This is a genomic window from Novosphingobium sp. (assembly GCF_032093395.1).
Taxonomy (GTDB): domain Bacteria; phylum Pseudomonadota; class Alphaproteobacteria; order Sphingomonadales; family Sphingomonadaceae; genus Novosphingobium.
Genome location: NZ_DAMDBA010000016.1, coordinates 37,449 through 52,904 on the forward strand (window position 1 = coordinate 37,449; position 15,456 = coordinate 52,904).

At 67.8% G+C, this 15,456-nt stretch carries 12 protein-coding genes; 3 read left to right on the plus strand and 9 right to left on the minus strand.

From position 1 onward, the window contains the following. The first annotated feature begins 67 nt into the window (after positions 1-67). Positions 68-919, plus strand: coding sequence for a LysR family transcriptional regulator (locus tag RT424_RS08405; protein WP_313436266.1), 852 nt, complete (start codon positions 68-70; stop codon positions 917-919). Position 920: 1 nt separating this feature from the next. Here RT424_RS08405 and RT424_RS08410 read toward each other — a convergent pair whose 3' ends face one another. From RT424_RS08410 to RT424_RS08420, 3 genes are all read right to left on the minus strand, one after another. Next, on the minus strand, positions 921-2,249 hold the full coding sequence (locus RT424_RS08410; RefSeq protein WP_313436269.1) for an MFS transporter: 1,329 nt from the start codon (positions 2,247-2,249) through the stop codon (positions 921-923). Positions 2,250-2,489: 240 nt separating this feature from the next. Beyond that, positions 2,490-2,864, minus strand: a complete 375-nt coding sequence (locus RT424_RS08415) for a response regulator (RefSeq protein ID WP_313436271.1) — start codon at positions 2,862-2,864, stop codon at positions 2,490-2,492. A 4-nt stretch (positions 2,865-2,868) separates the two neighbouring features. Beyond that, on the minus strand, positions 2,869-6,579 hold the full coding sequence (locus tag RT424_RS08420) for a PAS domain S-box protein (RefSeq protein WP_313436274.1): 3,711 nt from the start codon (positions 6,577-6,579) through the stop codon (positions 2,869-2,871). 313 nt (positions 6,580-6,892) lie between these two features. Between RT424_RS08420 and RT424_RS08425 the strand changes: the two genes are divergently transcribed. Continuing rightward, positions 6,893-8,371, plus strand: a complete 1,479-nt coding sequence (locus tag RT424_RS08425; RefSeq protein ID WP_313436277.1) for a hypothetical protein — start codon at positions 6,893-6,895, stop codon at positions 8,369-8,371. Here the strand turns inward: RT424_RS08425 and RT424_RS08430 are convergent. From RT424_RS08430 to RT424_RS08450, 5 genes are all read right to left on the minus strand, one after another. Next, entirely contained in the window at positions 8,368-9,381 is a 1,014-nt protein-coding gene (locus RT424_RS08430) for a spore coat U domain-containing protein (RefSeq protein WP_313436280.1), read from the minus strand. The genes RT424_RS08425 and RT424_RS08430 overlap by 4 nt on opposite strands. Then, positions 9,372-11,798: a fimbria/pilus outer membrane usher protein gene (locus RT424_RS08435; RefSeq protein ID WP_313436283.1), complete on the minus strand. Its 2,427-nt coding sequence runs from the start codon at positions 11,796-11,798 to the stop codon at positions 9,372-9,374. Before RT424_RS08435 ends, RT424_RS08430 begins: the two co-directional genes overlap by 10 nt. A 113-nt stretch (positions 11,799-11,911) precedes the next feature. Next, entirely contained in the window at positions 11,912-12,661 is a 750-nt protein-coding gene (locus RT424_RS08440) for a molecular chaperone (protein WP_313436285.1), read from the minus strand. A 28-nt stretch (positions 12,662-12,689) separates the two neighbouring features. After that, positions 12,690-13,244, minus strand: a complete 555-nt coding sequence (locus RT424_RS08445; protein ID WP_313436288.1) for a spore coat U domain-containing protein — start codon at positions 13,242-13,244, stop codon at positions 12,690-12,692. Positions 13,245-13,266: 22 nt separating this feature from the next. Beyond that, a complete protein-coding gene (locus RT424_RS08450; protein WP_313436291.1) occupies positions 13,267-13,806 on the minus strand; it encodes a spore coat U domain-containing protein in 540 nt (179 codons plus the stop codon). Positions 13,807-14,256: 450 nt separating this feature from the next. Between RT424_RS08450 and RT424_RS08455 the strand changes: the two genes are divergently transcribed. Beyond that, a complete protein-coding gene (locus RT424_RS08455; RefSeq protein ID WP_313436293.1) occupies positions 14,257-14,871 on the plus strand; it encodes a hypothetical protein in 615 nt (204 codons plus the stop codon). A 6-nt stretch (positions 14,872-14,877) separates the two neighbouring features. Here the strand turns inward: RT424_RS08455 and RT424_RS08460 are convergent, their stop codons facing one another. Continuing rightward, positions 14,878-15,426, minus strand: a complete 549-nt coding sequence (locus RT424_RS08460; protein ID WP_313436296.1) for a chemotaxis protein CheB — start codon at positions 15,424-15,426, stop codon at positions 14,878-14,880. Positions 15,427-15,456: the final 30 nt, after the last annotated feature.

Genomic DNA, 15,456 nt, shown 5'->3' on the forward strand with positions numbered 1-15,456 from the left:
GGAGGGAATGCGTCATTCACAAATTAGATGTTGGAATATTCGTCATCCATTATGGTAATGATGGCGGATGCTCGATCCCCGTCTCCTGCGCAGCTTCGTGGCCATCGTCGAAACCGGCCACTTCACCCGCGCGGCCGAGCGGCTGGGTATGACGCAATCCACGATCAGCCAGCAGCTCGGCCGGCTTGAGGAACTGGCGGGGCATCCGTTGATCGATCGCGCCGCCCGGCCGGTAAGGCCCACCGCGCTGGGAGAGCGCCTGCTGGGCCATGCCCGCCGCATCCTCCAGCTCGATGCCGAGGCGCGCAGCCTGCTGCGCGATCCGGCGGGGACGGCGGCGATCTCGATCGGCCTGCCGGAAGACCTGGCCACGCCTGCCCTGGCGCGCGGACTGGCCGGCTTCGCCGCGCGGAACAGCCGCATCAGGCTGGACGTGGTCACCGGCCTCAGCCGCGACCTCGCCACCCGATACCGGCAGGGCGAGTTCGACATCGTCGTGGTCAAGGAAGACCGGCCCGCGCCCGATTGCCGCGCCAGCTTCCCCGAGCCGCTGGGCTGGTTCGCCGCGCCGGAGCCCGGCGTGGAGGCGGGCGATCCTTTGGCGTTGGTGACGTTTCCGGTCGGTGGCCTTTACCGCGAAACGATGTTCCGCCAGCTCGAAGCCGCCGGTCGCCGCTGGTACGTGGCCTTTTCGGGCAGCAGCCTGCAAAGCGTGATCTCGGCGGTATCGGCGGGCATGGGGCTGTCGCTGCTGCCCCTCTCGGTGACGCGGGGGCAGGATGTGCGGCGTCTCAGCGGACGGGATGGCGAAGGGCTGGGCGAGGTGCCGCCCATGGTCGTATCGCTCTATGCGCGAGAGGATCAGGCGCCGATCGGGGAACTCGTCGAGATGGTTCTGGCGGTGCTGGAACGCAGGTAGTTCAGTCTTCCAGGATCAGGCTGTGATCGCGGGTCTCCTTCATGCGGATATATACCACCAGCGAAATGCCGATCATCACCGAGACATAGATGTAGAAGGCCTGCTCGATCCCGGCCTGCTTGAACGACAGCGCCACGAACTCGGCGGTGCCGCCGAACAGGGTATTCGCCAGCGCATAAGGCAGGGCCACGCCCAGGGCGCGGATATGCGCGGGGAACAGCTCCGCCTTCACCACCGCGTTGATCGAGGTATAGCCGGTCACGATCACCAACCCTGCCATGACCAGCAGCCCGGCGACGATGGGGTTGCGCGTCTCGGCCAGGGTGGCGAAGATCGGATAAGTGCAGAGCACGCCCAACACCCCGAAGCCCACCATCAGCGGCTTGCGGCCCACCCGGTCGGAAAGGGCGCCGGCCAGCGGCTGGAGCAGCATGAACAGGAACAGCGTCACACCGTTGATCTGCGACGCCGTCTCGCGGCTGAGCCCGCTGGTGTTGACCAGGAACTTCTGCATGTAGATCGAATAGGCGTAGAAGGCGATCGTGCCGCCGGCGGTCAGCAGCATCACCGTCAGCGTTTCGCGCGGGTGGCGGCGGATCAGTTCGAGCAAGCCCGATTGCGGCGCGCCTTCCGTTCTTGCGTTCTCGGCGCGGGCCTTCTCGAAGCTGTGCGTCTCGGCCATGCCCCGGCGCAGGCGGAACACCAGGATCGCCAGCAAGCCGCCGATCACGAAGGGAATGCGCCAGCCCCAGGCGTCAAGCTGGGCCTCGGTCAATAGCGCCTGGAGCACCAGCAGCACGCAGATCGCCACGAGCTGCCCGGCGATCAGGGTGACATACTGGAAGCTGGAGTAGAACCCGCGTCGGGAGCGTCCCGCCATTTCCGACAGGTAGGTGGCGCTGGCGCCGTACTCGCCGCCGATGGAAAGCCCCTGCATCAGCCGGGCCAGCACCAGCAGTAGCGGCGCGCCGATGCCGATCGTCCGGTATGAAGGCGTCACCGCGATCAGCAGCGATCCCGCGCACATCAGCGCCACGGACAGGGTAAGGCCGCTCTTGCGCCCCTTGCGGTCGGCATAGATGCCCATCAGCCAGGCGCCGACCGGACGCATCAGGAAGCCCACCGCGAAAATCGCCGCCGCGCTCAGCAACTGGGCGGTGCGGTCCTCGGCCGGGAAGAAATGCGGCGCGAAATAGAGCGTGAAGGCGGAGTATGCGTACCAGTCGTACCATTCCACCAGATTGCCGGTGGAGCCCGCGACGATGGCCTTCAGCCGCTGCCCGCGATCGGGAGGAAGCAGGGCGGAGCCGGGGGAGGGCACTGTCGACATCGGGTTCGCGCTTTCTTTGCTGGTACGCCCGCCCTCGGCAAGGTCCGCAAGGGGTTATGGCAATTGGCGCGGCAGGTCCAGCCGAGCCCTGTCCCTTACCTTCGTCATTGCGAGGAGGCGAAGCCGACGCGGCAATCCAGAGCGGCGCAAGGCTGCCCTGGATTGCTTCGCTACGCTCGCAATGACGGAATTGGAGAGGACGGTCCGCGCACGCTCACGCTCACGTTCGCTCTCGCCGTCTCAGCCGCGCGCCCGGCCCAGAGCCTGCACGGCCTGTTGCAGCTGGGCGAAGGTATAAGGCTTGTTGAGCATGAACGCGGGCTCATAGGGCAAGTCCCAATGGCCGCCGCCGCTGGCGATGGCGAAAGGCACGGACCGGGCGGCCAGTTCGGCCAGGATCGGATCGGCCCGCTCGCCCGCCAGGTTCATGTCGATCACCGCCACGTCGAATTCGTCGCTGCGACCGGCCGCCAGCGCTTCCGCCAACGTTCCGTGCGGGCCGATGACCCGGCAGCCGAGATCGTCCAGCATCTCTTCCAGCAGCATCGCCACCAGCACTTCGTCTTCCGCTACCAGCACGCGCAGGCCCTGCACGTCCGAACTCCCTTCGATCATGGCGTCAATCCTCGATGCATTCGCGTATCCGCTTCGCCAGCGCATCCATGGCGAAGGGCTTGGTTATCATGGCCATGCCGGGCTCCAGGAAACCCGCTGCGAGGGCGGCATTCTCGGCATAGCCGGTCATGAACAGCACCCGCAATCCCGGCCGCGCGGTGCGGCCACCGTCCGCCACTTGCCTGCCGTTCAGGCCCGGCAGGCCGATGTCGGTGATGAGCAGGTCTATGCGCCGGCCGGATTGCAGGATTTCCAGGCCGGAAGGTCCGTCCGCCGCCTCGATGGCATGGTAGCCGAGTTCGTCCAGCACTTCGACGATAAGGCCGCGCACGACCGCCTCGTCTTCCACCACCAGCACCACTTCGCCCGCTACCGCCTCGGGCAGGTGGCCGCTGCCGCCTTCTGCGTCCGCCATCTCCTCTGCACCGCGATGACGGGGCAGGAACACCTTCACGCTGGTGCCGACGCCTTGCTCGGAGTAAATCTGCGCATAGCCTTCCGACTGCCGCGCAAAGCCGTAGATCATGGACAGGCCGAGGCCGGTGCCCTGCCCCATCGGCTTGGTAGTGAAGAACGGCTCGAACGCGCGCTCGGACACCTCGCGGCTCATACCCACGCCGGTATCGCTGATGGCGATGCAGACGTATTGCCCGGCCTTCAGGTCGCGCTGCTGGGCCACGTAATGATCGTCGAGATGGGCATTGCCGGTCTCGATCGTCAGCTTGCCTCCATCGGGCATGGCGTCGCGCGCGTTGATCACCAGGTTGAGGATGGCGTTTTCGAGCTGGTTGGGGTCGCAGCGGGTCTGCCAAAGTCCGCCGGACAGGACGAATTCCAAATCGATATGCTCGCCCAGCGTGCGGCGCAGCATGTCCTCCATCGAGGCGATCAGCGGGTTGGCGCGGACCGGGCGCGGGTCCAGAGGCTGGCGGCGCGAGAAGGCCAGCAGGCGGTGGGTGAGCGCGGCGGCCCGTTCGGCGGAAGTCCTCGCGCCTTGCAACCAGCGTTCGAGTTCCCCCGTGCGGCCTTGCACCAGCCGATTGTGCATCATGTCCAGGCTGCCGGTGATGCCTTGCAGCAGGTTGTTGAAGTCATGCGCGATGCCGCCGGTAAGCTGGCCCACGGCCTCCATCTTCTGGCTCTGGCGCAAGGCGTCCTCCACCGCGCGCTGCTCGGTGATGTCGCGCCCCACCGCGTGGATGCGGCCCCCGTCCGGCACCGCGGTCCAGGCGATCAGGCGATAGTCGCCGTCGCGCGTGCGGTGGCGGTTCTCGAAAGCGATCATGCCGGCGCCAGGATCCTCGGAAGCGGCCGTGTCTGCCTGATCGGGAGCAGCCGGGTCCGATCCGGCCACCAGCTGGGCCAGCGCCGAGGCCGTCGCCGCGCGATCGTCCGGGTGGACGAAGGCGGCGATCCGGCGGCCCAGCATCTCGCCCTCGTGCCAGCCCAGCATGCGTTCGGCCGAAGGATTGACGGCGGTGATCAGCCCGGCGTGATCACAGACCAGCATGAGGTCGCGGCTGATCGACCAGAGCCTGTCGCGATCCTGGGCATAGGCGGCCTCCGCCTGTTTCTGGGCCTCGATGTCGGTATTGGTGCCGATCCAGGCCGTAACCTCGCCATGACCGTCGATCAGCGGCAGCGCCCGGCACAAGTGCCAGCGATAGCCCTGCTGGTCGTCGAGCAGGCGGAACTCGGTTTCGAAGACCTCGCCGGTCGCCACCGAGTGTGCCCACTTCCTATGCGATTCCGGCCGATCGTCGGGATGGATGACCTCGTTCCAGCCGTCCGAGCCCAGGCTATCGCGGGTCCGGCCCGTATAGGTATAAACGCGGTCGTTGAACCAGTCGATCTGGCCATCCGTTCGCGCGGTCCAGACCTGGATGGGCATGTTCTGCGCCAGCGTGCTGAACTGCGCCTCGCTCTTCTCCAGCGCGCGCTGGATGCGGCGACGGTCCGTCACGTCCTGTACCACGCCGATCATGCGCACCGGGCGGCCTTCCGGGTCGAACTCGAAATCGGCCTTGCGAGCGATCACCCGCTCCTCGCCGGTGTCGGCGCGGCGGATGCGGTACTCCACGTCCAGCGGAGTGCTGCCCTGCTGGCGTCGCGCCCAGGTGGAAATCAGGTAGCGATCTTCCGGCACGACAAGCTGCTCGATCCGCTCCGTCGGAGGGGCGTTTTCCGGTTCGTCGGCGGGTTCGATCCCGAAGATGCGCCAGAACTCGCCGGTGCCGTCGATCTTGTTGGCCAGGATATCGATGGAAAACAGGCCGACGCGTCCCGCGCTTTGCGCGCGTTGCAGTCGTTCCTCGCTCTGGTTCAGGGCTTCCTGCGCGCGGTGCTCGGGGGTGCGATCGCGCATCAGCTTGACGAAGCCGATCGCCTCGCCAGCGGCATCGCGAAGCGGGGTCATCTCGCTGAGACCCCAGAACCGCTGCCCGGACTTGCGCAAGTGCCAGCGCGCATCATGGGCGCGCCCGGTTGCCAGAGCCTCTCGTCGCTTGGCGGCGGGACGGCCCAGCGCGCGGTCTTCCGGGGTGAAGAACGTGGCCATGGGCTGGCCGAGCATTTCCGCCTCGGTCCAGCCCAGCATGGCGGCGGCCCCCGCGTTCCACAGGGTGATGCGCCCTTCGGGATCGGTGGCGACGATGCCGTAGTCGATCGCGCTGTCCAGGATCTGGCGGTTGAACGCCTCGCGTTCGTGAAGCTGGCCCTCGGCACCGACGCGCTGGACGTGCGCCCAGGAACGCTCGGTCACTTCGCGGATCAGGCTGAGTTCGTATTCGCTCCAGTCGTGCGCCTTGCGGTCGTGGATCGCCATCAGGGCGATCAGGTGGCCTTCCTTGACCAGCGGCATGCAGACGGTGGCGGTGATCCCGATGTCCTGGAACGTGCGCGCTTCCTCGGGCGCGAGTTCGGCGCGATTGTCGGCGATGATCAGCGGCCGTCCGGCATTCAGCTCGCTCACCGCGCGGACGCCGAAAGCAGACAGCTTGTAATGGCCGACGATCGAGGGCGAGCCCGGCGCGTTCCAGTCGCCGCGAATGGTGAAGCCGTCGCCATCCTCGTCCATGTCGGCATAGGCGCAGTTCGACAGGTCGAGGTGTTCGGCGGTCATGCGGGTGGTGATCGCCAGGATCTGGTCGGCATTGCGGCAATCGCGCAAGGCCCGGCCGAGATCGTCGAGGAAGCGCAGCCGCGTCTCGCTTTCCTGAAGCGCCAGGCGCGCGGCGTGGGCCTCGGTGGTTTCCACCACCACGGCGATCACCCCGGCCGGGGCGCCGTCGTCTCCCGGTATCGGCGAATAGTCCAGATTCATCCAGACCTGCTCGGGCCGTCCGTCGCGGTGGAGCGTCAGCACATGGTCGCGATAGCTGAGGGAGCCACCGGCAAGGCCCACTTTGAGGACGTTGTCGTTGAAGTCGGCCACTTCCTCCCAGCCGTCGCGGACGTTGGAGCCCAGCAGACGGCTGTCGCGGCCTCCCGCGAAGCGGGAATAGGCGTCGTTGTAGATCATGACGCCGCTTTCGCCCCAGAGCAGCACGAGCGGCACGGGCGAGGGCAACATGAACCCCACCGTCTGTTTCAGGCTGGACGGCCAGGATGCGATCTGGCCGAGCGGGGTGGCGGCCCAGTCATGCACGGCGATACGGCGCGCGAGGTCTCCGCCGTGGGACAGGAACCCTGCGGCAAAATCCTCGCCGTGCTTCATCGACCCCACCTCCTGTGCGCCTGCGCGCGATCCCCGTCATAAGTCCTGTGAAGGACTGCGCCACGGCTCCCCGCGCAACCATGGCGATGTGCAGAACACTTACGCCGGTTTCCGGTTCCCGCAGCCTGAAATATCGGTTGAATGACAAGGAAGTGTTCACGCGCCTATACCCTGCTCGCCGGTCCTTGTCCGCCTGCCGTTCAACGACTTGTCGGCACGGGTTGCGCGGTTAACGCTTCGTTCGCCAAGCCATCCTAAAGCGATCGGCGTGCGGCCTGGAGTAAGGGTCGGCGCAAACAGCGGAGCTTGTTCCTTGGCGCGTTCCTCCCTTCGAATAGTGGCTTTCGCGGGCATCGTGCTGCTGGGCGCGGCGCTGGTCTGGACCTGCCTGCAACGCGGGCCCTGGTATGACGAGTTCTATACCCAATACGTCACGCGCCCCGGCCTGCCCTGGGGCCATGCGTTGCGGGAAAGCTGGCTGGCCGACAACCATCCGCCGCTCTACTACATCCTGGCCCGCGCGAGCGCATGGCTGGGATCGATCCCGCACCACCGCCTCCTTAACGTCGCGCTCGGCGCGCTGGCGCTGGCGGGAGGCGCGGCGATCGTGCGCGACGTGCCGCGTCTCGCTCCGGCAGCGGCGCTGCTGGTGCTGGAACTCGCGGCCAATCCCTGGTCGCTGATCGCGGGCAGCGAACTCCGCTCCTATTTCCTGTCGCTCTGCGCGGGCGGGGTGTTCGCGCTGGGCCTTTGCGCCATAAGGCTGAGCGGGCAGGCGGGCTCGGCCGGGCGGCAGGCGGCCTTCTGGCTCTCGGCGCTGCTGGCGTTCAATACCCATATCATCACTTCGCTGGCCGCCGCGGCCCTGGCCCTGCCGTTCCTGCTGGCGGCGGTGCTGCGGCGGGACTGGCGGCAGGCGCGCGCGATCGGCGTTCCGGTGGTGGTCGCGGGGCTGGTCTTCGTGGCCGTCACCGCGATCCAGTTGCCGGTCTGGCTCTCCAACACCACGGTGTTCTGGATCGCGCCCGGTTTCGATTCCGCGCGCTGGTCTATGGAATGGGCACTGCTGCGCACGCTGGAGGCGAACCCGGTGGTCCTCGTCGGCGCGCTGGCGGGTGCGGTGCTGCTGGTGCGCGACGTGTTCGTCCAACGGAAACGGAGTCCAGAGGCAGGCGCGTTGGCATTGCTGGTGGTCGGCACGGTACTGGCCGCGATCGGGCTGGTGGGCCTGCATCTCCTGCGGCCGATCCTGATCGAGAAGTACCTGATGGCGATCGTCGCTGCCGTCTCGGTGGGCCTTGCGCTGGCCGCCGGGCGCTTGCTGGAGGCGCTGTCTCCGCGCGCCCGGATAGCGGCACTGGCGGCGGCGCTGGGCGCGGCGGCCCTGGCCTTGGCCCACAACGTGCCGCTGGCGGCGGAGCGGGTCAGCTGGCTTTCCACCGGCCACGCCATTGCCGAGGAAGTGGCGCGATGCCCCGGCACGGTCGTGCACACCGATCCCTACTGGAACGACGAGGTCATGGCGATGCTGCCGCGCGACAACGCGCATGTGGTGCCCTTCGCCTATCGCTACGTGGCGGATAGCTTCGGCTTCCGGCTGGCGCCTCCCGGATCGCGCGCCGTCGCCACCGCATGTCCCACGGTGTTCTGGGGCGAGCACGACAGCAAGGGCCGGTTCGACGCGGCGGCAGTCGGCGCCCGTCTGCGCGAACAGGGCTTTGCCGTGGAGGGCATGGATTTCCGGCGCATTGGCGACGGCTGGATCGCCGTGGTGCCGCCCCGTAGACCCTAGAAGGCGACGTCGATGCGGATCGTGTCGGTATAGGCGCCGCCAGGCGGAGTGGTCTGGCCCGTGAGGATCGCCGCGCGATAGGTATAGCTCTGGGACGTGAGCGAATCGTAGACCCCGGCATTCGCGTCCGCCGTGGCGCTGGCGCGCCGGGCCGTGCCGGTGGCGCCCCAGCGCTCGGTGGAGGCGGCGGTCTTGTAGATTTCGTATTGCAGGTAGTTGGCCGTGGTTCCCGCCCGCATCCGCCGCACACCGCCCGAGGCGTTGCTGCCATCGTCGAGGCCGACCGTGTAGGCGGTGCCCGCGCTGCACCGGATCAGGATCGTCCGGGTGATCGGGTTGAAGCTGCCCACCAGCGGCGCCGAGCCGAACGCGGCGGCGGGGGCGGTGATGATGCAGTCGTTCTGCACGGTCAGCGTGACGGTGATGCGTACCGCCGTTCCGGTGCCCCAGTTGATGGCGGTGCCAAGTCCGGGGCGTACCAGGCCGGGGCTGGACGAGTAGCTGAGACACACGGCCACCCCCACCGAGCAGACCGAGTAGTACCAGCGCACGTCGAGGAACCCGGTGTAAGTGCCGGCGGGAAGTGCCGCGGTGGGTGTGGTGCGGAAATAGATGGGGATCGAATTGTTGGTGCCGCCGAACAGCGTCAGCAGTGTCGTGGAGGACAGGTTCTGCAAGACCCCGGTGGTCAGGGGCGTGCCGTTCTGCGTCAGCGAAGCGACGAAAGGGACCGTCTTGCCGCCCGGTCCGGTGAGCAGGAAGGTCGAGGCGTCGACGCGGAAGGCAACGTAGTGCGTGGCGAGCAGCGCCAGGGTGACGTCGCATTGCAGCCCTGCTGAGCCGCTGCCCTGCTGGGCGGTGCTCGCGGCAGTGTAGGAACTGACGCTGCCGAGGTTGGTGCTGGTGGAAGAGACCGTGCAGGCGGCGGCTCGATCGGTCGCGAGCATCGCCACGAGCAGGATGGCGAGGGCGGAGAACAGGCGGTTCAGGGGCAGGCGGGTCAGGGACATGTCAGAGTTCCAAGGTCCAGAATCCCGTCTCCCGGATCGCCTGCCGCGAACCGGACCCGGCAATGCCTTCCCTCGCTCAGGACGATGTCCAGGGTGTTCGTCGCCGCCACGCGTTCGAGGTAGAGCATGCCGTCCCAGCCCACGTAGGTCTTGCCGCTATCGTTGAGCACGGCCACGGTTCCGGCCGGGAGCGGCTGGCCTGCGGCGTCCACGATCACCGCGCGCGCGGCAGCGACGCGCTCTACCGGGAAGCGCACCACATAGCCGCTGCCCGCGGCCACCGCCACGCGTTGGCTCACCCGGTCGGCCTGGACGCTGGGCGGCAGGGACAGGGTGTCGATGTCGTAGTGGGCGGGATACCAGGCGCTGGCGGTGGGGACGAGAAGCTGTCCGTTGCGGTCGGTCCTGCCGATCACCTGGTTCTCGTAGCGCACCGGAATGCCCGCCTCGCCATTGGTGGAGACGAGCGCGAATGCATCTGTGACGCGGTTGGCGGCGAACAGGCCGCCGTCCATGAACACCAGCGCGCCGCTGGCGCCGAACCAGCCGGTCATGTCGCCCCGCCCGTAAACGCCCGCGCGAAGCTGGATCGGCTGGGTGCGCCAAGCCAGGTCGCCCCGCAAGTAGGGCTTCTCGCCCGAATCGCTATAGGCGCTGGCGTTCCAGCCGAAGCCGCCTTCGCTGGGTATCGGACGGGTGTAGTCCGCGCGCAGGCCGGTGCGGCCGCGATCGTCCCGCGTCACCCCGCCGCTGACGTTGCCGCTGCCCAAGGGAACGGTCAGTGTCAGCGCGCCGGACCAGCGGTTGCCGACGCCGCCCGCAAATGTGCGTGAGAGCGTGGCGTAGAGACGGCTCTGGCCCCAAAGCGGCAGCGTCCACGAGAGATTGGCGAGCCGCGCGTTGCGGGCGTTTTCCTGCCTGAGGTCGAAATAGCCCACGCCCAGGGTGCCGGTGCTGCCCAGCGCCAGGCTGGCAGTGGCGGCGGTCTGGCGTTCCCAGCCGCGCTCCCGGCCCGGCTCGTCGCGGACCCCGACGCCCTGGCCGCCACCTTGCCCGCCACCCTGATCGTATTCCCAGCCGCGTTCGTCCCGCTCAAGCCGCCCGAGGTCGAAATAGTCGCGGTCGTGCCGGGTGTGGCGCAGGCCGATGGAAAAGGTTCGCGCCTGGAATTCGTAGCCGACCGACAGTTCGCCGCCTGTCCCAGTACCAAAGCTGCGGCTGTAGGACGCGCTGACCACGCCCAGGTTGCCGATCCGGGCCACGGCCCCGGCGCCGAGGAGGTGCAGATCCTGCGTCGTTTCTCCGCGCAGTTCCAGCGTCAGGGCGCTGGTCAGGCCGTGGCGGAGGTAGGCGGTGGCGGCCAGCGCGCCATAGTCGAAGCTGCGCAGGCCGTAGTTGCGGCGAAAGGCGCCGGCGGCGGCGGAATAGTCGGTAAAACCGGGTCGCAGCAGCGTGCTGCTGACGTAGAACGGCACCGAAGTGACGACGCTGCGACCGTGAACGTCGGTGACGATCAGGTTCGCCTGCCCGCTGCCGGTGATCGGCGGCAGGGTATCGAGCGCGAAAGGGCCGGGATTGACGCGGCTGCCGGCGATACGTTGCCCGTTGACCACCAGATCGACGGTGGAGGGCAGCGTGGCGCTGCCGCCGAACTCGGGCAGGGGATAGGTGATGACGTCGGGCCGGACCGAGAAATCGCGCGAGACTTGCGCGCCGCCCAGCCTTACCGCCGGAGCCCAGGACAGCGACCGGGTGATCACGTCTCCCGCCTCCACGGTGGTCATGCTGCGCTCGTCCGACCAGCGCCAGTAGGTGTCGTAGCGCATGTAGGCGCCGCCCGCGCTGAAGCCGGAACGCGTGCGCAGCGCGCCGGTGGTGGAGAACACGCCCGCCGGGCCGAACAGCCGTGCTTCGTGCCAGAGCGAGGCCTGGAAGGGGATGCCCCCGCCTCCGCCCACACCTCCAGTGGCATAGGCGTCGTAATTGAGCAGGCCGCCCATGTCGCGCATCGCGGGGCGGAACACGCGGTCCCCCTGGCCGATCGTCTGGGCGGGTAGGTACCTGGGCAGCACGGTGAGCAGGAGTTGCTGGCGGCCCGCGTCGTAATCCGCCGCCACACCGTCCAGGCTGTCGAGGAACAGTAGGTCATCGGCGGACTGCACGATCATGCCCGCGCGCAGCAAGTCCGCTACCTTTACCTGAAAGCGCGCGCCCTGCTTCAGGACCGAAGCCGTGACGCCGTTATCCATGCCGTTCACGATCAGCGCCAGTTCCAGCCGCTGGTCGGCGTCGAAGTCCACGCTGTCGGGCGGCGGCGGCAGGTCGGAGAACACCGCGTCGGCTGGGACGGCAGCAAGCGATGCGAGCGGGGCGGCCGTGCAGTCCGGTGCCAGGATGAGCCCCGCCAGCGCGGTCATCGCCGGAAGGCCGCTCCTGTTCGATATCCATGTCGGTGGTGCCCGCGACGGGGCGGCGGCTGACATTCCCGTTCATTCCGACCCTGTTATGTCCTCCCGAAGCTTCCGCCCGATCACTCGGGCAGTCGCTCGATGCGGGCGGATCCCTTTCCATTCAGCGTTGCCGAGAGTTCGCCCTGAGCATCGACGCCGTCCGGCAACGGCCAGCGCATCGTGGCACCGGGCAAGACGTAGCCGAACAGGCCCTCGTTCAGCCGCTTGCCGCTGCCCGAAAGAACCACATCGCTGAGCCGCGCATGGCCGCTGCCGGTGTTGCGGATTTCCAGGAAGCGGCCGCTCCCTTCCGAGACCGCTCGCCATGCCAGGTGGGGCGGCGGTGGCGGCGCCTGCTTCCGTCCGCCTTCGGCCTTGGCGTAGGAGAACAGCGGCAGTGAGTAGCGCATGCGAAAGGTCACCGCGGCTCCGGCCGCCGCTCCCTGCGCGGCGTCGGCGGTGGGGATCTGGTCCACGACCACGCGATAGGGTTTCTCCGGCTGGCTGGGCGGCGGCACTAGGCGAGTGAGGCGCACGAGCTGCCGTTCGCCGGGTGCGATGCTGAGGATCGGCGGGGTGCCCAGGATGTCCTGCTGCGGCGCATAGACGTTCTCGCCATTGCGCTGGTCCCAGGCATAGACCCGCACTTGCAGGGTGATCGGCGCCTTTCCCGGATTTTCCAGCCAGAGCGCGGCGGCCGGTTCGTCGCCCTGGATCACCGGGCCGACCGGCCAGATCAGCAGCGAACCGGCGGGTTGCGCTAGCGCCCCCGCCGAAAGCGAGAAGCCCGACAGGATCGCCGCACCGAGGGTCAGGACGGCTTTGCTCATGGTCGGCTCCTTGGGCGGGGGTTTCGGTTCACCACGTCAGCGTGACCGTCAGGGTGTCGGTGTAGGTGCCCGGCGGCATCGTTCCGGAGGGCGTCAGCGCCGCATAGATCGGCAGGCGCACGTCCTGGCTGTTGGTGGACGTGACGCTGGTCCCGTAGCCCGTCCCGGCGACGATCGGCAGGGTGCAGGCAGCGTCGCGGCACAGCGCATAGGGCATGCGCGGGGTGGTGCCGGTGCCGGTCCGCTGGAGGTTGCGCTGGCCCGACGCGGCGTGGCTGCCGCCGTCGATGGTCATGATCAGGTTGACCCCCGGCGTGCAGCGCAGCCTGATCGCTTGGCCGGTGGTGGTCGTGGCCGTGCGCCGCTGGGTGGAGAAGGTGGACACGGTGCCGAAATCCAGCGTGCCGATCCGGCCCGCATTGCCGCTGGCGCCGAGGCCGTCCACCAGGCAGCCGGGAGCGACCGTGGCGGTGACATCGAACTGTGCCGTCGTCGCCGCTTCGGCGCTCTGGCAGGCGAACGTCGACGCGATGGCTAGGCAGGGAAGGCACCGAAACGTCGGGAAAGGGCGATAGCAGGACATCGCCGGTCTATGGGTTCACGCCCTAGAGTTCGAGCACGACAGTGACGATATCGGCGTAGGATCCCGGCGTCAGGCCCGCTTCTCCGAAGGCGCGGCCATAGACGTTGACCGTCTGGACCGATCCGTCGCTGGGCAGGACGATGTCTCCGCCTACGGGAATGACGGCGGTGCGCCCGGCGTCGGTGTAGAGGTTGTAGGTCACGAACTGGCCCGGTGTCGTCTGGTTGACCATCGCATGGACGCCCGCCCCCGCGCCCGATCCGTCGTTCTGGCCCGCGTTGAACGAGAGCGTGGGCGTCACGCCGTTGCTGCACTGGACGGTGAAGCCGGTGGCGCCGCTCAGGACTTGCGCATCGACCTGGGTGAAGAGGGTGTTCTGCGAACCGAAATCGAGCGTGCCGAAGGCGACGTTGGCCGAACCGTCGTTGTAGTTCTGGCCGTTGATGATGCACCCGGCGGTCAGCGTGATCGTGGCGTTGATGGTTCCGTTGATGTCGGCATGGGCGGGGACCGATGCCAGGATTCCCAGCGACAGGCCGCTTGCGGCGATGGCAGTCCTCAACACGATGGCACCTCTCTGTTCTGCCCGGCATCGTGCCGGCATGCATGAGCGAAATGCGGCGCCGCCCCACTGGTCATGAAGACGGCCAGAAAGCGGGCGGGGTTGTCGTTCCGATAACATCTGGAAATTAGGCGCAGTTTCGCAGCAGAAGGATAGAACTGCCGCCGGATCGGCTGTTTAATCATAATGTCGTTTCGGCCTTGGGTGCCGCCGAATAGAAAATGCTTGCTGCTCAGCCCACTGTCTATGCGTTCGGCTTTTTAAAACTGCCGATCGATTTAGGGCCGGAATGAACAGGGTTTACCATCCGTTCGACTGGAGGCGAGGAGCGTGTCGGCTGCCAGAGTGGATCAGGCCGATTCGCAGGCGCGGCACTTGGCCTGGCGGCAAAGCCTCTCTAAGGGCTCGGGCCGCACCGGTTGTTGCCGGACGAGCGGGAAGTGATTTCGAATGACAGTGACAAAAGACCTGACCCAGCTTGGCAAGCTGGTCGCCGCGCGGCACGGCTGGGCGGAAGCCAAGGCGTTCAAGGCCTATGCCATGCCGGATGCCGACAAGGCCCGGCTTGCGGCTTGCGCGGTGGAGATCCTCAAGGTCTTCCGGAATGCCGGTGCGGATGCGGCCGAGGCGGGCGAAGGCAAGCCGCTGGCGGCCTGGCTGAGCGCGGCTCTGGCCGTGCAGCTGGAACGCCACCTGTCGGCGCCGGTTCATGTGGTTGCGGGCGTGCTCTCGGTGGACGGGAAGCCGGTATACGGAATTCCCGAGCCGGTGGACGGTCCGGCCGTGTTCGGTGCCGAGGAACTGCGCTGGGGCGGGCATGTCTGGGTCATGGTGGGGCCTTACGTGGTCGATATCGGCATTTTCCGCGCGGCCTATTCGGCCGATTGCCCGGCGGGGCTGGCCCGTCACGTCCACTCGGTATTCGGGCAGGACAAGGGGCTCTACGTGGACCAGTGGCGGCGCACCCGGCGAACGGGCCTTGGCTACGAGCCGCAATATGTGCTTTCCCGCGACGAGGTGACGCGGCTCATGGGCGGGGCTTACAGGATGATCGCGCCGGAATAGGGCCGGCTATCCGGCCGCTTCCAGCAGGCGCTGCGCGATCGCGGCAAGCGACAGGCTTTCGGCGCGCGGCGTGAGCGCGAGGGCGGCGCTGGGCATGACGGGATAGGCCGCCTCCGCCGGGTCTTCCACGAAGGCGGTGCCCCCGGCTTCGGCCACGGCCCTCAGGCCTTCCGCGCCGTCATGGTTGGCGCCGGTCAGCACCGCGCCGATCAGGCCCGCGCCATAGGCATCGGCCGCGCTCTCGAACAGCACGTCGATCGAGGGGCGCGAGAACTGCACAGGCCCTTCGGTCGAGAGCGAAACGGTGCGGTCGGCCTCGATCAGCATGTGGTAGTCGGGTGGTGCGAAAAGGATCGTGCCCGGCGCGATCGGCTCCTTGTCGTCCGGTTCGCGCACCGCCAGTCGGCATTTCTCCGCGAACAGCGCCGCAAGCACGTTGCGCCTTTGCGGCGGCACATGGACCACCACCAGCACCGGCAGCGGATAATCCGGGGGCAGGATGGGAAGAATGCGCGAGAGCGCCTGCACCGCCCCGGCCGAAGCCCCCAGGACCACCGCGCCCCGGCCTGTCGGTTGAGGTCCAGT